The following is a 17,694-nucleotide window of genomic DNA, read 5'->3' on the forward strand; positions in this document are numbered from 1 at the left end:
AGTGTGATAAGCCCCAGGCCTGCCAAGTTGATCAATAAGCTCATGAGGCGTCCTCCTGACTGGCTTTCCATAGCCGCAAGCGATTGGCGTTACTCACCACGGTGATGGAAGAGAGTGACATGGCAGCGCCCGCTATCATCGGTGAGAGCAGCATGCCGGTGAGTGGGTAGAGCACCCCCGCCGCGATGGGAATACACAGCAGGTTGTAGCCAAAGGCACCCACCAGGTTCTGTTTGATATTGCGCAGCGTGGCGCGGCTGATCTCAATTGCTGACGCTACCCCGTGCAGCGAGCCGCGCATGAGCGTGATGCCCGCGCTCTCAATCGCCACATCGGTGCCTTGGCCAATCGCAAAGCCCACGTTCGCTCGGGCCAGCGCCGGGGCATCATTGATGCCATCGCCCACCATGCCAACGATTTCTCCCGCCTTCTGACGACGCTCTATCTCGGCGTGCTTGTCCTCGGGTAACAGCCCTGCCCGAAACTCATCAATGCCTACTTCCTGGGCAATGGCCCTGGCGGTGTGCTCGTTATCGCCGGTTAACATAACGATGGTTAAGCCATCTTTTTGCAGGCGCTTGATTGCGGCCACGGTGTCGTGGCGAAGCGGGTCGCTGATGCCAAACAGGGCGGCCAATTTGCCATCTACCGCCAAGTACACCAGCGTGCGGGCCTGCTCTTCTAGGGCGCGTGCTTGCTCTTCACCTGCCTTGAGATCCACACCGGCTTCACTTAACAGACGCGCATTGCCCAGCAGCAACGCTTTGCCGTCGGCGGTTTGGGCTTTTACCCCGCCACCGGTCACGCTGTCGAAACCATTAATCTCGGCAGGGTTAGCCTCGTGTTCATCCGCGTAGGTCATTAACGCCGCCGCCAATGGGTGCTCGGAGCTGCGTTCCAGCGCGTGCACCAACGCCAGCGCGGTGGATTGCTCTACGCCAAACATCTGCGCATCGGTGACGCTGGGCTTGCCCTGGGTGAGCGTGCCGGTTTTATCGACGACTAGCGTGGTCAGCTTGCTAGCGGTTTGCAGCGCCTCGCCGCTGCGTACCAGCACCCCATGCTCTGCCGCTTTACCGACGCCGATCATGGTCGAGATCGGCGTCGCCAGACCCAGCGCGCAGGGGCAGGCAATAATCAGCACGGTGGTCGCCGTCACCAGCATATGGATCACCTGGGGAGCGGGCCCTAGGTTGAACCACACCAGGGCCGTCAATACGGCAATGATCATTACCGCAGGCACAAAAACGCTGGAGACTTGGTCGGCTAGCTCGCCAATCGGTGGGCGCGAGTTTTGGGCACTCGCTACCTGTTCGGTAATCTGCCCCAGGCGAGTGTCGGTGCCCACTCGCGTTGCGCGATAGATCAAGCTGCCCTTGCCATTCACCGTGCCAGCGCTGACTTCATCCCCCGCGCCCTTGGCGATGGGGAGTGGCTCGCCGGTAAGCATCGACTCATCGATATGGCTTTGGCCTTCAACGACGTCACCATCCACCGGTAAGCGCTCGCCGGGGCGTACCCGTACGTGGTCGCCAGTACGCACCGCATCAATCTCAATTTCCTGCTCGTGCCCGTCGCGAATCACCCGCGCTGTTCGGCTCTGCAGGTCAAGCAGGCGCTTTAGCGCATCGCTGGTGCGGCCCCGGGCGCGTAGCTCCATGGCATTGCCGAGTAGAATCAGCCCGATCACCATGGCTGAGGCTTCAAAATAGATCCCCTGAGCGACTTCTGGCAGCCACGGCGCAAACAGCACCACGGCCATGGAGTAGAGCCAGGCGGTGCCGGTGCCCATGGCCACCAGGGTATCCATATTGGCTTGGCGATGCTTAAACTGCTTCCAGGCGTTGACGAAAAAGTGGCGCCCTGGGAAGGCCAAAATACCCAAGGTTAACAAGCCGATCACCAGCCAGTAGAGACGCCCCATACCCATCGGGTGGGGATGAAAAAAAAGCATGCTGAGCATCAGCGGAATCGCCAGTGCCAGCGAGATCGCGCTGCCGCGCAGCCGTTTTTGGTAAGTCTTGGCATCCTGCTCTGCACGCGTGCGTTCTGCTTCCCGCATATCCACAATCGGTTCGGCGCCATAGCCGGCTGACTCAACGGCGGCGATTAACGCTTGGGTCTCGGCACTGCCACACACCTGGGCGGAGTGGGTGCCAAAATTGACGCTGGCGGTGTCGACTCCCTCAGTGCGCTCTAGTGCTTTCTGCACGCTGTTGACACAGCTTGCGCAGGTCATCCCACTAATCGCCAGACGCTGCTTTTTGCCTTGGCCATGTCCTTGAAAATGGGAAGGGGCTCTTGCAGCCTTTTCAGCCTCAGCGGGTGGCGCGGTATCTGGTTGCTTAGTTGCTTCGTCTGGGGTTCTTTCTTCCAGAGCTGCTTCGCCTGGCGGGTAGCCCGCCTCGATCAAGCGTTGGTCAAGCTCGGCGTCGGTTAGAGTCGAAACAACCTCGAGGCGTTTTTCGCTAGGCATGCCGGTGACGTCTGCTTCAGGGTCACCACTTTGAATCGCCTCGCGCATACGCTTGACGCAGCCCTGGCAATTCATGCCAGGAATAGTTCGCGTGGTGACTCCATTGGCAGGGCTCACGTTCGAGGCGGCTTCGGTAGAGGCGTCGCTCATGGGGTCTCCTTGGTAGGCGTGGCGTCAGGAAAACTCTCAATCAGGCGGCACACGCTGTGGCCGTCGGGGGAGCCGTTGGGCATTTGCTGCCAGCTCTCCATGGCCTGTTCCATTCGTTCGGCTAGCGCTTCCAGCTCGGCAATGCGTGCGCGGATTTGCGGCAGGCGGCTGGCGAGTAAGTCGCGTACCAATGGGCAGGGGGAGTCACCTTGGTCGGCGTGGGTCAGGATGTCGCGAATCTCCGCCACGCTAAAACCTAATTTGCGCGCCCGCTGAATAAACCGCAGCCGCTCTAGGTCGGTATCTGAAAATAGCTGATAGCCATTATCTGGGTGGCGCTGGGGGGCAAGTAGACGCTCACGAGCGTAGTGGCGTACGGTCTCAGCGGTAACCCCACCGCGTTTGGCAAGCTCGTTAACCTTCATGGCCTGTTCTCCCGACCGGTTAAATAGTAACCATGGTAGTGTAGAACCTATGGGTTACCCATAGGTCAAGGGTGCCTTTGCTCAATCAGCTGAAATGACTAAAACACTGATTTAAAACGAGCGTACGACTAATGTATAAGCCAAAAATAAAATAAAACGAACGTTTGCCCTTGAACCTTTGGCTCAGTTGCGAGAAAACAGTCATGTAAAAATAAAGAGAGTGGATCGTTGCTATCCACTGGATCATCGGGAAGAGAGGCCCACTATGAATAATAAATTTAATAAGCTCACCCTGGCTGCTGCTATCACGGCCGCCTTCGCCAGCCAAGCCCACGCGGGCGGGTATCAAATCAACGAGCAGAGCGTAAGTGGGCAGGGCTATGGTCACGCCGGGCGAAGCTCTAACATTCATGATGCAACCATTGTGTACGGCAACCCGGCGGGTATGTCGTTTTTAGACCGTGCCCAGGTGACCGTTGGTGGTACGTATCTCAATGTGAATACTGACATCTCTAATGTCGAAGCTTCTCGCTATATCGACTCCGGAGTCGCGCTTGGTGGCGCGCCAAATGGCAATCAGATTCCCGTTGGTAGTATCCCCGGTGGGAATGATGGCGATATGGTGCCGGGGACGCCGATCCCCTTTGCGTTTTATGCGCACCCAGTCACCGATCAGCTCGCATTCGGGTTTGGGGTGTATGCACCCTTTGGCTCAAAAACCGATTATGAAGATGATTTCCAGGGTCGCTACTTTGGCGACTACACCGAAGTCAAGGTGGTCAGTGCACAGCCGACGGTTTCTTACCGCTTTAATGACCAGTGGTCAGTAGGCGCGGGGATTACTTACAACCGTGTGGAAGGCGAACTACGCCGACAAGTACCCAGTGAGGCCACCTTTAACCCAGATGCCGACATCGACTCGCGGGTTGATGGTGACGACGAAGCGTGGGGCTATAACTTAGGCGTAATCTATCGTCCAGTACCTGAAACCACCCTGGGTCTAACCTACCGCTCGAAAGTAGATTACACCTTGGAAGGTGATTTTAGCGCTACTGATCCTCTGGGTAATGTCGTTCGCTCAGATACTGCTAGCCTGGATTTGACCACCCCTGAGACGGTTAACTTCTCGCTTACCCAGCAGATGACTGACCGTCTCAAGCTGATGTTCGGTGCATCCTGGGTGCGTTGGAGCCACTTTGATCAAATCTTGGTTACCGGCAGCCAAGGCGATACGATTACCCAAGAGTTTCAGAACTATTCAAACGCCTGGGCGTTTGCCACTGGCGGCGAGTACCAGTTAACCAAGACATTGGCGCTTCGTGCTGGGGTTACGTTAGACATGACGCCGACCAATGATGAGGATCGTAGCGTACGTATTCCTTCCGATGATCGGCGTATTTTCTCGCTGGGGGCAGGATGGAGCCCAACGCCTGACCTGACTGTCGATGTGGCTTACTCCTATCTGTCAGAGCGCGGCACCTTTGTTGAGCAGGATCGTAGCGACCTGCTGGCCAGTCAGGCCACGGGCGGCCAGCCGGTTGGCGGGGCCTCCTACTCAGCCGACTACAAAAACGAAGCTCACGGTTTTGGTGCTCAGTTAACCTATCGCTTTTAAACCCTAAAGAGCCAACCCCACTGAAACCCGGCGCATGCCGGGTTTTTTATTAGCTGCGATAACGCCATTCGTCATCACAGCGAAGGCATAAAGGCCTATATCGCTAGGCTATCCAGAAAAGCGGCCTGCATTAGCTCACGGGTATAGGGTTGGCGTGGGGCATTGAAGAGAGATTGAGTGTCGCTTTGCTCAACGATTTCTCCTTGGCGCATTACGATCACCTCATCGGCCAGTGCGCGCACCACGGCGAGGTCATGGCTAATAAACAGGTAGGTCAGTTGATGCCGCTGTTGTAAGTCGCGTAATAGCTCAATGATGGTCATTTGTACCGAGCGATCCAGCGCAGACGTTGGCTCGTCGAGCAGAAGAAACTCCGGTTTGACGACCAATGCACGAGCAATCGCAATGCGTTGCCGCTGGCCGCCGGAAAACTCATGGGGGTAGCGGTGTCGGTGGCTTGGGTCTAAGGCAACTTCCTCAAGGGCTTGAATAACCTCGGTATCACGCTGGGCTCGGGTCAGAAGAGGCTGATGGACACACAAGCCTTCGCCAATAATCTCACCCACGGTCATGCGCGGCGAAAGCGAACCGAAGGGGTCTTGAAAGACCACCTGGACACGGGAGCGCAACGGCCGCATGCCCGCTCGATCAAGTTGGGCCACGTCGATATCATCGTAGTGTATCTCGCCGCGGCTTTTCACCAGCCGAAGCAGCGCGCGGCCAAGGGTGGTTTTTCCTGAGCCTGATTCGCCTACCACGCCTAAGGTTTGCCCTTGTCGCAAGGTAAGGTCGATATTTTTGACTGCTTCAAAATAGCGGTTGGGGCCAAATAGCTGCTTTTTAATCGCAAATCGCACGTTAAGGTTATGGGCGGTGAGCAAAACTGGGGCCGTGTCGGGAACGGGCGCCTTTTGGCCGCTTGGATTGGCGGCGATAAGCATCTGCGTATAAGGATGCTGCGGTGATTGGAAAAGTGTGTTGGTTGCTCCTGATTCAACAATTTCACCGTATTGCATCACACACACACTATCGGCTAAATGCCGAACGACTCCCAGGTCATGGGTGATAAATAGAATGGCCATACCGTAGCGAGTCTGCAGGTCTTTCAGCAGGGCGAGTATCTGAGCCTGCACGGTGACATCAAGGGCAGTGGTCGGTTCATCGGCAATCAGCAGCTTGGGTTCGCAGGCCAATGCCATGGCAATCATCACCCGCTGGCGCTGACCACCGGAAAGCTCGTGCGGATAGCTATCAACGCGGCGCTCGGGCTCTGGAATACCCACTTGATCTAACAGCTCGAGCACGCGTTGGTGGGAGTCGCGACCGCGCAAGGGCGTGTGCTTATGCAGAACTTCCCGAATCTGCTTACCAATGCGGTGCAGTGGGTTGAGCGAGGTCATGGGCTCCTGAAAGATCATCGAGATTTCATTGCCCCGGATGGCCCGCAGGCGCTGACGGCTGACCGTGAGCAAGTCTTCATCACCTGCGCCGCCATGCCAGCGAATGCGGCCCGTGGAGCGCGCTAGCTCGGGAAGTAGCCCCATCACAGCGGTCGAGGTAATCGACTTGCCCGAGCCCGACTCGCCGACAAGCGCCAGGGTCTCGCCTTGATGAAGCGTAAAGCTAACGTCTTTGACCGCGGCCACAACACCGTCGGGAAGGTCAAAATCGACGCGCAGGTGATCAAATTCCAGCAGTGGTGATGGCATAGTGCCTCCTTGCCTTTATTAGCGCGTCTTTTGTTAACGTGTTTTGGGATCAAGGGCGTCGCGCAGACCGTCGCCCAGGAAGTTTAAGCACAGCAGCGTGGTGGCGAGAAATATAGAGGGAATAATCAGCATCCAGGACGCTGTTTCCATCATGTCTTTGCCTTCGCTGATCAGTACTCCCCAACTGGTCAACGGCTCTTGAACGCCGAGACCCAGGAAGGACAGAAAGCTTTCCAGCAAAATCACCTTGGGGACGGTGAGGGTGACGTAGATAATTACCGGTCCGATGGCATTAGGGATCAGGTGGCGTGTGACTATTTTAAAGCTGCTCACTCCAAGCGCATGGGCGGCTTCGACGAACTCACGGCGTTTTAATGCCAGTACCTGCCCGCGCACAATACGCGACATGTCGAGCCATTCGACGGCACCAATGGCAGCGTAAATCAGTAGGATATTACGCCCGAATACCACCATCAGCAGGATGACCATAAACATAAACGGGAGCGAATACATGATGTCGACAAAGCGCATCATCAGATTGTCGATGCGGCCGCCGAAATAGCCTGCCACCGCGCCATACAGCACGCCAATAACAAGAGAAACGAGGGTGGCGACAATCGCCACTGAAAGCGATATTTGCCCACCGTAAAATACTCGTGTCAGCAGGTCACGACCGTTGGCATCGGTGCCCGCTAAGTGGCCGCTTTCAATGCTTGGCGGTGCCAAAAAGGCGTTCCAGTCCACCTCGTCGAGTGCCCACGGCGTTAGCCAGGGGCCGGCCAAGCAAACAAGGGTAATCACCGCGAGCAGTATGAGGCTGGCCAAAGCCGCTTTGTTTTGGCGTAGGCGTCGCCAAGCTTCGCGGCCCAGGCTGTTGCCAGCGACAGGCGGGGACGACAGCGTCGTTGAGGGTAACGATTTAGTCATTATCATAGCGAATCTGCGGATCCAGTGCCGAGTAGAGTAAATCGACCAATAGGTTGAGTAGAACGATCAGAGCGCCATAAAACACCACTGTGCCCATAACCAGGGTGTAGTCGCGATTAAGCGCAGCTTGGACAAAATAACGGCCAATCCCGGGGATGCCGAAGATCTGTTCGATCACCACGGAACCGGTGATAATGCCGGCAATAGCGGGCCCTAAGTAGGAGATAACCGGCAGCATTGATGGTCGCAGGGCATGACGCAGAATCACTTCGCTCTCGCTTAGCCCTTTGGCTCGGGCGGTGCGGATGAAGTGACTGCCCAGTACTTCAATCATGCTGGCGCGCATCATGCGGGCGCTATAGGCAATCTGTTGGATCGAAAGGGCCACCACGGGGAGCACCATATTGCTCCAGTGACCGTTGTTCCAGCCGCCTACCGGCAGCCAGGCCAGAAAAACGCCGAACACCAGGGCCAGCAGTGGGGCAATCACAAAGTTAGGAATAGCCACGCCAGCCAGTGCGGTTCCCATCACCAGGTAGTCAACGCTGGAGTTGCGTTTAAGGGCGGCTATCACTCCCATCGGTATGCCGACCAGCAGTGCCAAACCAATCGCCCACAGGCCAAGTTCAAGGCTGACCGGAAAGCCTTGCACCACAAGCTCGGTGACCGAAAAGTCTTTGTACTTAAAAGAAGGCCCAAGGTTGCCCTGGAGTAGATTGCCCATGTAGGTGAGGTACTGCTCCCAGACAGGTTTATCCAGTCCGTAAGCTGCCATCATGTTCGCTTCTATTTCGGCGGGGAGTTGGCGTTCGCCATCGAAAGGGCCGCCGGGTGCCAGGTGCATTAAAAAGAACGACAGGGTAATAACGATCCACAGCGTCGGGATCGCTTGTAGTAAGCGTTTTAGAGTGTAGATGAGCATGATGGAGTAGCCTCGATCCCCGAGTCTAAGGCCCGAGGAAGTAACGACGTACTAATGAGTCAAAAACAACGGAGAGAAGTGAGTTAGCGATCAAAGCTAATCCAGCGTGAACGATGGATGTCCTCAATATTGGTTTCCCAGCCGACGAGGTCAGGGCTGACCAAATTGCGCGATACATAGTAATAAATGGGCAGCGTAGCGCTATTTTCTAAAGCGATAGTTTCCGCTTCGGCCATCAGCTCTGCGCGTTCATTAAGGTCTTGGGTGTTCGCCGCTTCGCTCATCAATGCATCAAATTCGGGCGAGCTATAGGCGCCGTAGTTATTCGATACGTTGCTTTCTAATAGGCTCAAAAAGTTTTGCGCGTCGTTGTAGTCACCGATCCAGCCTGCGCGGGCAACGTCAAAATCGCCTTGACGGATATCGGCGTAATGAACGGCAACCTCGGCGTTATAAAGCTCAACTTCAACGCCAAGAGGTTTCCACATGGCGGCCACTGCAATAGCGACTTTGCGGTGATCTTCGCTGGTGTTATAGCGCAGCATGAGTTCTAACGGGTTATCTGGGCCGTAGCCTGCCTCTTGTAACAGTTCCTGGGCGCGCTCCAATCGCTCGTCTTGCGATAAGTCGGCGAAACTAACATTAGGAGCCGTATAGTGACTGACGTTGGGTGGGACGAAGCTGTAAGCAGGTACTTCGCCCGTGCCGAGTATCTGGTCGGTAATGACTTCTCGGCGCACTGCTAAGCTAAGTGCTTCACGAACACGCGGATCAGTGGTCGCATGGCCATCTCGGGCATTAAACACGTAGTAGTAGATACCTAGATAGGGCGCTACTTGAACCGCTTCCGGCAGGTTCTCCTGCAGCCATTTATACTGCTGGGTGGGGAACTCGCGGGCGATATCAATCTCTCCCGCGCGAAAACGGTTGAGCGCCGTGTTGCGCTCTTCGATAGGGAAATAGACAACTTCGTCCAGCGCGACCGCGTCAGCATCGTGAAAGTTGGGATTGCGCGTTGCCGTGATACGCGTCTGCGACTGCCAGTCTTCTAACTGGAAAGCGCCGTTGGAGACCATGTTGCCTGGTCGCGACCACTCATTGCCGTGCTCTTCTACCACGTGGCGTGGCAGCGGGTAGGCGGTGTAGTGAGAAAGTTGATCTAAAAAGTAAGGTGTTGAGCGCTCGAGGGTGATCTGTAGCGTGGTCGCGTCGATAGCTTTTACACCGAGCGCGCTTGTATCTACTTCGCCAGCATAGACAGCTTCGGCATTCTTAATCGGATAAAGCAGGTAAGCGTAATTGGCCGCCGTGGCAGGATCCAAAATACGCTGAAACGCAAACACAAAGTCATCGGCGGTCACTGGCTCTCCATCTGACCATTTAGCGTCGCTTCTTAATGTGAAAGTATATTCGGTACCGTCATTTGATATTTCCCATGATTCGGCAGCTCCGGGAATCCGCGTGCCGTCGATCGCTTCCGTGATGAGCCCTTCAAAAAGATCGCCGACGACATCGTTTTCCCACTTGCCGCTAATTTTATGCGGATCAAGCGATGCGGGTTCGCCCATAATCGCTAGACGAAGGGTATCTGCCTGGAGAGGGGCCACAAGGCTAAGTGTCAGCGCCATCGATCCAAAGAGAGTGCGAGTTTTTGTCATGTTAAATCCGCCATGTCCGCTGTTGTGAGTGATTTGGAGACAAGTGTTTAACGTTAATTACCAAAGTCTTTGTGCTTAGTGGGGATATAAATGGCAATTAGCAAATAAACTTTATTTAAGTCTTACCATCGTAAAAAAGTCTATGTCTATGAGAAATTGCGCATATGGGTATAGAGCTTTTCAATAGATATGGTGTAGATGGCTGTTAGCCGCTAATTTCGCTACAATAGACCGCCTTTCCACCGCATCTTTAGCCGAGACAATTCATGTTGGAAACCAATCCGATTCACAACCAGCTCAAGGACCTGTCTGAGCGGACAGACGTTCTTAGGGGGTATCTTTGACTATGCCGAGAAGAAAGATCGGCTAGAAGAGGTCACCCGCGAACTGGAAGACCCCAATGTCTGGAACGATCCAGACTACGCGCAGAAGTTAGGCAAAGAGCGCGCCTCCCTCGAAGCCATAGTGGCCACCATTGATGAACTTGAGCAGGGCCTTGGCGATAGCCGGGATCTGCTAGAGCTGGCTGAAATGGAAGAGGATGAAGGCACCGTCGAAGAAGTGTGCAAAGAGCTGGACAGCATGCAGGCGGCGTTAGAAAAGCTTGAGTTTCGGCGCATGTTCTCCGGTGAAATGGATCAGAACAACGCCTACCTGGAAATTCAGTCCGGCTCTGGTGGCACCGAAGCCCAGGATTGGGCCAATATTTTATTGCGCATGTACCTGCGCTGGGCAGAGAGCCACGGCTTCAAAGCCGATATCACTGAAATCTCTGCTGGCGAAGTGGCGGGCATTAAGTCGGCCACGGTGCATATCCAAGGCGATTACGCTTTCGGCTGGCTGCGTACTGAAACCGGCGTGCACCGCCTAGTGCGTAAAAGCCCGTTTGATTCCGGTGGTCGTCGGCATACCTCGTTTGCCTCGGTATTCCTGTCCCCGGAAATTGACGACAGTTTCGAGGTAGAGATTAATCCCTCGGACTTGCGCGTCGATACCTACCGCTCCAGCGGCGCGGGCGGTCAGCACGTAAACACCACCGATTCGGCCGTGCGGATTACCCACGAGCCGACCGGTATCGTGGTGGCCTGCCAGGGGCAACGCAGCCAGCACGCCAACCGCGATTTTGCCATGAAGCAGTTGAAAGCGCGGTTGTGGGAACACGAGATGCAAAAGCGCAACGCCGCCAAGCAGGAGGCCGAGGACTCCAAGGCTGACATCGGCTGGGGCAGCCAGATTCGCTCTTACGTGCTGGATGATCAGCGCATCAAGGATTTGCGCACCAGCGTACAGTCCAGCAGCTGCGATAAAGTGCTCGACGGGGATATTGATCAATTTATCGTCGCCAGCTTGAAGCAAGGCTTGTAATTTTTTTAGCGTTTGAACATGAACAGGGTGCCCCATGGCTAACCAAGACGCGTCTCCTGCAGACAACGAAAACCACCTGATCGCCGAGCGCCGTGCCAAGTTGACTGCTCGCCGCGAGCGCGCCGCTGAGCAGGGAAAGAGTGCGTTCCCCAATGATTTTCGCCGCGACAGCTTAACCGTCGAGCTGCAAAATGCCTTCGGCGATAAAGACAAGGCCGAGCTTGAAGCGCTGGATCACCACGCCGCTGTGGCGGGTCGTGTGATGCGTCAACGTGGCCCCTTCATCGTCATTCAGGATGTGGCCGGGCAAATCCAGCTCTACGTGGATAAAAAGGGCCTGCCCGCCGACGTGCTGGAAGACGTTAAAAGCTGGGATATCGGTGACATCGTCGCTGCCCACGGGCCGGTGCATAAATCCGGCAAGGGCGATCTGTACGTGATGATGAAAGAGGCGCAGCTGCTCACCAAGAGCCTGCGCCCGCTGCCGGACAAGTTTCACGGCCTCACCGATATGGAAGCCCGCTATCGCCAGCGCTATGTGGATCTGATCATGAATCCGCAGTCGCGCAAGGTGTTTGAAACCCGCGCAGCGGTCATCAGCTCCATGCGCCGCTTCTTTGAAGCCCGTGGTTTTATGGAAGTAGAGACGCCGATGCTCCAGCCGATCCCCGGCGGAGCGGCGGCTCGGCCGTTCATTACCCACCACAATGCGCTGGATATCGACATGTATCTGCGTATTGCGCCAGAGCTTTACCTCAAGCGTCTGGTGGTGGGCGGTTTTGAGAAAGTGTTCGAGATTAATCGCAACTTCCGCAACGAAGGGCTATCAACGCGCCACAACCCAGAATTCACCATGGTGGAGTTCTACTGGGCCTATGCGGATTACCGCGACCTGCTCGATATGACCGAAGCGATGCTGCGCACCGCCGCTGAAGAAGTGCTCGGTAATGCAGTGATTGAGTATCAGGGCGCGAGCTACGATTTCGGCAAACCTTTTGCCCGCTTAACGCTACGTCAGGCGATTCTCGATCATGGTGACGGCATTGCCGACAGCGATTTGGATTCGTTGGAGGCGGCGCGGGCAACCGCCGAGAAACTGGGCATCAAGGTCAAAGAGAGCTGGGGCCTGGGCAAGGTGCAAACGGAGATATTCGAAGAGGTTGCCGAGCATAAGCTCGACCAGCCGACCTTTATCACCGAATACCCGGCTGAAGTGAGTCCGCTTGCCCGGCGTAATGACGCCAATCCCTTCGTCACTGACCGCTTTGAGTTCTTTGTCGGTGGTCGCGAAATCGCCAATGGTTTCTCGGAGCTTAACGACGCAGAAGATCAGGCGGAGCGCTTCCGTGCCCAGTCTGCGGAAAAAGATGCCGGTGACCTGGAAGCAATGTACTACGATGCAGATTACGTGCGTGCTTTGGAGTACGGCATGCCGCCCACCGCGGGCGAAGGCATCGGTATTGACCGCTTGGTGATGCTGTTCACCGACAGCGCATCGATTCGCGATGTGTTGCTGTTCCCGGCGATGCGCCCTGAAGTGGACTAACACGCTACGATAACGGATGAAAAGTTGGTAAGGGCGCGTTATAGCGCCCATAATGGTCAACGTTTCGACGGCGAGGAGAATCCCATGAAACTGCTTAACCGCTCCGCACTGAGCGTCAGGCCGACCCAGCCCTTTGTGGACTGGATCAACGCGCTGGAACCCACCATGGGAGACGACGACCTGACCCTGGACGACGTCGAACGTGAAAGTACCATTTACCTGATTCCAGAGATGGATACCCCGGAAGCGCTGGAAACTTTTGTGCGCGACCGCTACGTGGAAATTCTCGAGACTGAGCTGCGCGCTTGGGAAGAGGACGAACGGCAGTGGCCGGATAAACTCGACTGGGCATTGTTCCAGGAGTTTGTGCGCGTTGAGCACAGCTACCTGGCCATTGATCTGGACGACGAAACGGCGCTGGAAATCTCAGAAGTCGATGATGCGCTACTGCTCGATAGTGAGCAGGACTAGCCGTTAGCGTGCTAGTATTTAGGCAAGCCTAGTACTACGTGAGCCCAGTACTACGTAAGCCCAGTGTTTGCCTGCGCGTTTGGCTGGTAACAGCACGCTAGTGCACTGTGAAATGACACACTGTTAAATAGCGCACTTCGAAACCGGCTTAGGCCGGTTTCATCGTTTTTAACGCTGTGTCTTTAGACGCAGTGTCTTTAATCGTTTCGCGTTGGCTGTTTCGTTTAAGATCTCTCCTGCCTAGGAACGCTTGCATGCGACTGTTTGAAACCCGCCCCGGCGACGATGGCCTGCCTGGGCCTGAACGCGCCCTTGCTGTGCTAGCGCTGGTGACCGGTACCTTGATGGCGGTGGTCGATACCACCATGATCAACCTGGCGCTGCCCACTATTGCCGCCGACTTGAATGTGTCGGCATCCCGAGCGGTATGGATTACCAACCTGTTTCAGGTTGTTTGTGCGGCTTTTTTGCTCGTGTTTGCGGGCATTAGTGAATTGATCACACGTCGCAGGCTCTACTTGTTTGGGCTGGCCACCTTTGTTGCTGCCGCACTAGGGGCAGCACTATCACGCAATTTAGAAACGTTGCTGGTGTTTCGTGCCTTTCAGGGGCTAGGTGCTGCGGCCACACTATCGATTGGACCATCGCTCTATCGAGCCATTTTCCCCTCGCGACTATTGGGCAGTGCCCTTGGCTTAAGTGCCTTGGTGGTGGCCGGTGGCTATGCAGCAGGGCCCACGTTAAGCGGTGTGATCCTGTCCTTTGCCGACTGGCCCTGGCTGTTTGCACTAAATGTGCCGTTGGGTCTTTGCTCGTTATGGCTCGCCAAGCGTGCATTGCCCCGAGAAGAGCCACGCAAAGGCAGTTTTGATGTGGCTGGGGCGCTGCTCTCGATCGTTATGCTGGCCAGCTTCTTTATTGCCATGGACGCCGTGAGCCACGCCGCGCCGATTTGGCAAAGCGGCGGCTGGGTACTGTTGGCAGTATTGGCCTGTGCTGGGTTTATTGCGCGTCAGCGTCGTGCGCCGTATCCACTGTTGCCGCTTAGCGTGTTTGCCGAGCTGCGCTTTACACTGGCGGTATCGGCCTCTGGGCTTGCCTTTATAGGTCAGGGCCTTACGTTTGTAGCCCTGTCGTTTTTCTACCAGGAGCAGATGGGTTTTTCGCCACTGGAAACCGCTTGGCTGTTCACTCCTTGGCCACTGGCTATCATGTTCGTTGGCCCTGTAGCGGGGCGCTTAGCCGACCGTATTAATCCCAGTATTCTCTCCAGCGCGGGGCTTGGCCTACTTATCATTGGCCTGATTGCGCTGGCGCTGGTCGATGAGTCGACCGGCGTGGCGGGAAGTCTATGGCGCACTGCGCTATGCGGTATTGGTTTTGGCCTGTTCCAGCCACCCAACAATCGCGAAATGATGGGTAGTCTGCCACCGGAGCGCAGTTCCAACGTCTCTGGCGTCATGAGCACCACGCGTACCGTCGGGCAGTCGTTTGGCGTGGCCTTAGTCGGTGCTGCATTGGCGCTAGGCTGGCCGGTACAGGTAACGCTCTGGCTGGGGGCGGCGACCACGCTGCTGGCGCTCTTGGCAAGCGTGGCGCGTATGCCGCTGGCAAGGCGTGCGTTACACGCTCGACGGGCATCGTCTGCGGGCCAGTAAGCGCGTACAATAAAATGGTTTGTGATCTCTCAAGGATAACCTTATGACGCTGCAGACACAGATTGAGCAGAAGTTAACGGCACTTGCGCCGGACGTGCTGCAGGTTGAAAACGAAAGCCACATGCACAACGTGCCCGCGAACTCTGAAACCCACTTCAAAGTGACGCTAGTGAGTGACTCCTTCGACGGCATGATGCCGGTGAAGCGTCACCAGCAAATTTATGCGCTGTTGGCCGATGAGCTTTCCGGACCGGTGCACGCCTTAGCGCTGCATCTTTATACCCCCAGCGAGTGGCAGGCACGCGGCGGTGAACGCCCGAACTCACCCAACTGTCGCGGCGGCGGGAAGTGAATCAAGAAGTTACTCGGCGCCACTACCTGGACGCCATGGGTATTACCGCCTGGGCCGCGAAGTACCAGTTGCCTAATGCGCTGCCCACCGAGGCCTGCGAGTGGGAGGATTCGACGCCTGCCCCTACGCCACCTCGGGAGCGGCTACAGGCATTGCTGGACGACGCCCCTGCGCCCAAGCGGCAAACGTCCAAACCTCAACCGTCCGAACTTCAATCTTCCGACCCCCAGGCCTCAGGCGAAGCCATTGCCTCACCCTCGGCGGTGCGGGCACTGCTGGGTCAAGACCGTGCGGACAAGCCGGGCCAAAATAAGCCGGCGATTGCCAACCCGGAGACGGCGACTTCCAGCGCGGAAACCGTGCCAGCCAAACCGCTTAAGTTCGCGCTCTCCTGCGTTTGTCTTGAGGGCCGCTGGATGGTGCTGCAGGCGGGGGAAATGAGTCCGCTTGAGCAGCAGCTACTGGTTAACCTGTTGCAGGCCGCGGGCATTCAGCGTGGAGCGTTGCCGGAAGTGAGCCACTTCACCTGGCCGCAAATGGCCAACGCCTTTGCGGTGGAGGATCCCCTGGACGAAGCCCGCGAGGGCTTGGCGGCGTTTATCGCCGGAAGCGCGAGCCGACAGGGGTGGCGGTTAGAGCGATTACTCTGGTGGGGTGAGTTGGAAGCCGAGCCTGATACCGAATCTGGAGCTGAACAAGCGCCGCTGGAGCGCATACTGAACGTGGCTGAAGGTCACAGCCAAACGCTTTCGCTGCCCTTATGGCAGGGCCCCTCACTTGGGGCGCTCCTCGACGGTAGCCATAGTAAGCGCGACCTCTGGCCAGCGCTGCAGGCGTTAGGCCAGCAGTGGGAAGCCGATAAGGCGACTGGCGCTCAGGCAGTGGGCACTCAGTTAGAAAGTGCTCAGCAGGCAACGGATGATCACTGAACTCAACGTTGAGCACCTAGCCCTACTGATTGCGCTTGAGCACCGGGCGCAGAGCGGTACTTCTGAGACGCAAATGCTGGCAGCGTTGGGCAGCCAGGATACCTGTGTACTGGGCTGGTGGCAGGATGAGCAGTTGTTAGGGTACGCCATTGTGGCGCGACTGCCGTTTGAGGCGGAACTACAAGCCATTGGGGTACACCCAGAGCAGTGGCGCAGTGGAGCAGGTCGGGCGTTGATGGAGGTCGTGCTGTCCACCGCACGCGGCTGGCTGAGCGAGCGGCTGCTGCTAGAGGTGCGGGTGAGTAATCTTAGCGCTATCCGGCTCTACCAGCGCTGCGGGTTTAGCGAAGACGGACGGCGCAAAGGCTACTACCCACCGCTATCGTCGCAAGCCGCCGCCGGGCGTGAGGATGCGCTGCTGATGTCCCTGGTGCTTTAGGGCAGCAGCGCACTTATCCTGAGCCTAAGGCGTGCTGGAGGTTTCGAGGCTGTCGAACTTGCTGAGTAGGCTGTTAAGGCGACGCTCCCACTCTTCGCGCTCCTCTTTCAGCTTGGCGTTTTCGCCGCGCAGCTCTTCATTTTCCAGTTTCATCATCTCCAGTGCATCAACCGTGTCGGTGACTTTCTGCTCAAGTTGATTAAATAGCTCCAGACTCATGTATCTCTCCCTAGCGTAAAAACGAAAACCCAAAATAGGTCATAAAAAGGCACCCAAATAAACAAGCACAAAGCTTGTCAGTAGGGACGAATGAGGCGAGCGTAACGCCACCGCCGCGTGGCGGCAAGCGCTGTTTACGGTGCTTGACGTTGATAGAGCCGCGCAGTGCTTTCGCCCGCCTGGGTTTCGCGGTGCAATAGCCAGTTGGCGGGCACCTTGGGAGCCAGCGATGTCTCGGTTTCCAGGTAAATCATTGCCTCGTTATCCAGCCAGCCACTAGTTTCCAATGTCGAACAGCAGGGCGCGGCCAGTTGCTGATGGAAAGGCGGGTCAAGAAAGACCAGCGTATAGGGCTTGGCTGGGCGCGTCAGATAAGTCTGAACATCGTTAACATGCACCGCGCTTGCGGTAATATTGAGCGATGCCAGATTGGTCGACAGCTGCGCCGCTACCCGCGGGTCGCGCTCGACAAAATCGACCCAGGAGGCGCCGCGAGACACCGCTTCAATGCCTAGCGCACCGGTACCTGCGAACAGGTCGAGTACCTGCTGGCCGTAAAGCTGTTGGCCGAGCCAATTGAACAGCGTTTCACGCACGCGGTCTGGGGTTGGACGCAAGCCTGGGCTATCCAGCACCGGCAACTGACGGCGGCGGAACTCACCGCCGATGATGCGTAACTTACCAAGTTGTTGACCACCCCGCTGAGCAGGTGTGCGGCGGGATGTAGAGGATCGAGGGGGGCGTTGTCGTGTCATAAAGCGGATTGTAGCGGGCTGTTTATCCAAAGTCTTGGGTTACGGTGTTAGCATAACCTTAATGTCCACTATTTATGT

The 17,694-nt window shown here is 56.5% G+C and carries 16 protein-coding genes; 8 read left to right on the forward strand and 8 right to left on the reverse strand.

Going from position 1 to position 17,694, the window contains the following annotated elements:
• Positions 1 to 40: 40 nt before the first annotated feature.
• Entirely contained in the window at positions 41 to 2,626 is a 2,586-nt protein-coding gene (locus ACW17M_RS17295; protein ID WP_457547849.1) for a heavy metal translocating P-type ATPase, read from the reverse strand.
• Positions 2,623 to 3,051, reverse strand: a complete 429-nt coding sequence (locus tag ACW17M_RS17300) for a MerR family transcriptional regulator (protein ID WP_233975292.1) — start codon at positions 3,049 to 3,051, stop codon at positions 2,623 to 2,625. Before ACW17M_RS17300 ends, ACW17M_RS17295 begins: the two co-directional genes overlap by 4 nt.
• 265 nt (positions 3,052 to 3,316) lie before the next feature.
• On the opposite strand from ACW17M_RS17300, the gene ACW17M_RS17305 reads away from it, so the two are divergent.
• Positions 3,317 to 4,666, forward strand: coding sequence for an OmpP1/FadL family transporter (locus tag ACW17M_RS17305; RefSeq protein WP_022520223.1), 1,350 nt, complete (start codon positions 3,317 to 3,319; stop codon positions 4,664 to 4,666).
• Between the two features lie 95 nt (positions 4,667 to 4,761).
• On the opposite strand, the gene ACW17M_RS17310 is transcribed toward ACW17M_RS17305, so the two are convergent.
• The 4 genes from ACW17M_RS17310 to ACW17M_RS17325 form a co-directional block, all read right to left on the reverse strand.
• Positions 4,762 to 6,375 (reverse strand): ABC transporter ATP-binding protein, encoded by a 1,614-nt coding sequence (locus ACW17M_RS17310; RefSeq protein WP_027957744.1) that lies wholly within the window; start codon positions 6,373 to 6,375, stop codon positions 4,762 to 4,764.
• A 33-nt stretch (positions 6,376 to 6,408) separates the two neighbouring features.
• A complete protein-coding gene (locus tag ACW17M_RS17315; RefSeq protein ID WP_197029709.1) occupies positions 6,409 to 7,308 on the reverse strand; it encodes an ABC transporter permease in 900 nt (299 codons plus the stop codon).
• Positions 7,295 to 8,224, reverse strand: a complete 930-nt coding sequence (gene oppB, locus ACW17M_RS17320; RefSeq protein ID WP_457547850.1) for an oligopeptide ABC transporter permease OppB — start codon at positions 8,222 to 8,224, stop codon at positions 7,295 to 7,297. Before oppB ends, ACW17M_RS17315 begins: the two co-directional genes overlap by 14 nt.
• A gap of 83 nt (positions 8,225 to 8,307) precedes the next feature.
• Positions 8,308 to 9,882 (reverse strand): peptide ABC transporter substrate-binding protein, encoded by a 1,575-nt coding sequence (locus ACW17M_RS17325; RefSeq protein ID WP_027957747.1) that lies wholly within the window; start codon positions 9,880 to 9,882, stop codon positions 8,308 to 8,310.
• A gap of 266 nt (positions 9,883 to 10,148) precedes the next feature.
• Between ACW17M_RS17325 and prfB the strand changes: the two genes are divergently transcribed.
• The 7 genes from prfB (at position 10,149) to rimI (ending at position 16,642) form a co-directional block, all read left to right on the forward strand.
• Positions 10,149 to 11,247, forward strand: a protein-coding gene (prfB, locus tag ACW17M_RS17330; protein ID WP_101148342.1) for a peptide chain release factor 2 whose coding sequence is annotated in 2 segments (ribosomal slippage) — positions 10,149 to 10,223 and positions 10,225 to 11,247 — 1,098 coding nt in all. Because the reading frame shifts where the segments join, the coding sequence is not laid out codon by codon here.
• 34 nt (positions 11,248 to 11,281) lie between these two features.
• Positions 11,282 to 12,793: a lysine--tRNA ligase gene (lysS, locus tag ACW17M_RS17335; protein WP_039860384.1), complete on the forward strand. Its 1,512-nt coding sequence runs from the start codon at positions 11,282 to 11,284 to the stop codon at positions 12,791 to 12,793.
• 84 nt (positions 12,794 to 12,877) lie between these two features.
• A complete protein-coding gene (locus tag ACW17M_RS17340) occupies positions 12,878 to 13,264 on the forward strand; it encodes a hypothetical protein (RefSeq protein WP_022520220.1) in 387 nt (128 codons plus the stop codon).
• A 254-nt stretch (positions 13,265 to 13,518) separates the two neighbouring features.
• Complete coding sequence (locus ACW17M_RS17345; protein ID WP_022520219.1) at positions 13,519 to 14,922, forward strand: MFS transporter; 1,404 nt, start codon at positions 13,519 to 13,521, stop codon at positions 14,920 to 14,922.
• A 43-nt stretch (positions 14,923 to 14,965) separates the two neighbouring features.
• A complete protein-coding gene (locus ACW17M_RS17350; RefSeq protein ID WP_022520218.1) occupies positions 14,966 to 15,274 on the forward strand; it encodes a BolA family protein in 309 nt (102 codons plus the stop codon).
• Entirely contained in the window at positions 15,271 to 16,203 is a 933-nt protein-coding gene (locus tag ACW17M_RS17355) for a hypothetical protein (protein WP_027957751.1), read from the forward strand. Before ACW17M_RS17350 ends, ACW17M_RS17355 begins: the two co-directional genes overlap by 4 nt.
• Complete coding sequence (gene rimI / locus ACW17M_RS17360) at positions 16,193 to 16,642, forward strand: ribosomal protein S18-alanine N-acetyltransferase (RefSeq protein ID WP_457547851.1); 450 nt, start codon at positions 16,193 to 16,195, stop codon at positions 16,640 to 16,642. The genes ACW17M_RS17355 and rimI overlap by 11 nt, the downstream gene beginning before the upstream one ends.
• A 24-nt stretch (positions 16,643 to 16,666) precedes the next feature.
• Here the strand turns inward: rimI and zapB are convergent, their stop codons facing one another.
• Positions 16,667 to 16,861: a cell division protein ZapB gene (gene zapB / locus ACW17M_RS17365; RefSeq protein WP_022520215.1), complete on the reverse strand. Its 195-nt coding sequence runs from the start codon at positions 16,859 to 16,861 to the stop codon at positions 16,667 to 16,669.
• Between the two features lie 134 nt (positions 16,862 to 16,995).
• On the reverse strand, positions 16,996 to 17,616 hold the full coding sequence (gene rsmD, locus ACW17M_RS17370; protein ID WP_457547852.1) for a 16S rRNA (guanine(966)-N(2))-methyltransferase RsmD: 621 nt from the start codon (positions 17,614 to 17,616) through the stop codon (positions 16,996 to 16,998).
• Between the last annotated feature and the right edge of the window lie 78 nt (positions 17,617 to 17,694).

This window comes from Vreelandella sp. 2A-K22 (assembly GCF_054065485.1).

What these genes read in the sequence shown, in the direction of transcription:
- ACW17M_RS17305 (WP_022520223.1), top strand. Translation starts at nt 3,317, where the DNA reads ATGAATAATAAATTTAATAAGCTCACCCTGGCTGCTGCTATCACGGCC.
- lysS (WP_039860384.1), top strand. Translation starts at nt 11,282, where the DNA reads ATGGCTAACCAAGACGCGTCTCCTGCAGACAACGAAAACCACCTGATC.
- ACW17M_RS17325 (WP_027957747.1), bottom strand. Translation starts at nt 9,882, where the DNA reads ATGACAAAAACTCGCACTCTCTTTGGATCGATGGCGCTGACACTTAGC.
- ACW17M_RS17310 (WP_027957744.1), bottom strand. Translation starts at nt 6,375, where the DNA reads ATGCCATCACCACTGCTGGAATTTGATCACCTGCGCGTCGATTTTGAC.
- zapB (WP_022520215.1), bottom strand. Translation starts at nt 16,861, where the DNA reads ATGAGTCTGGAGCTATTTAATCAACTTGAGCAGAAAGTCACCGACACG.
- oppB (WP_457547850.1), bottom strand. Translation starts at nt 8,224, where the DNA reads ATGCTCATCTACACTCTAAAACGCTTACTACAAGCGATCCCGACGCTG.
- rsmD (WP_457547852.1), bottom strand. Translation starts at nt 17,616, where the DNA reads ATGACACGACAACGCCCCCCTCGATCCTCTACATCCCGCCGCACACCT.
- ACW17M_RS17295 (WP_457547849.1), bottom strand. Translation starts at nt 2,626, where the DNA reads ATGAGCGACGCCTCTACCGAAGCCGCCTCGAACGTGAGCCCTGCCAAT.
- ACW17M_RS17350 (WP_022520218.1), top strand. Translation starts at nt 14,966, where the DNA reads ATGACGCTGCAGACACAGATTGAGCAGAAGTTAACGGCACTTGCGCCG.
- ACW17M_RS17300 (WP_233975292.1), bottom strand. Translation starts at nt 3,051, where the DNA reads ATGAAGGTTAACGAGCTTGCCAAACGCGGTGGGGTTACCGCTGAGACC.
- ACW17M_RS17315 (WP_197029709.1), bottom strand. Translation starts at nt 7,308, where the DNA reads ATGATAATGACTAAATCGTTACCCTCAACGACGCTGTCGTCCCCGCCT.
- ACW17M_RS17345 (WP_022520219.1), top strand. Translation starts at nt 13,519, where the DNA reads ATGCGACTGTTTGAAACCCGCCCCGGCGACGATGGCCTGCCTGGGCCT.
- ACW17M_RS17340 (WP_022520220.1), top strand. Translation starts at nt 12,878, where the DNA reads ATGAAACTGCTTAACCGCTCCGCACTGAGCGTCAGGCCGACCCAGCCC.
- rimI (WP_457547851.1), top strand. Translation starts at nt 16,193, where the DNA reads ATGATCACTGAACTCAACGTTGAGCACCTAGCCCTACTGATTGCGCTT.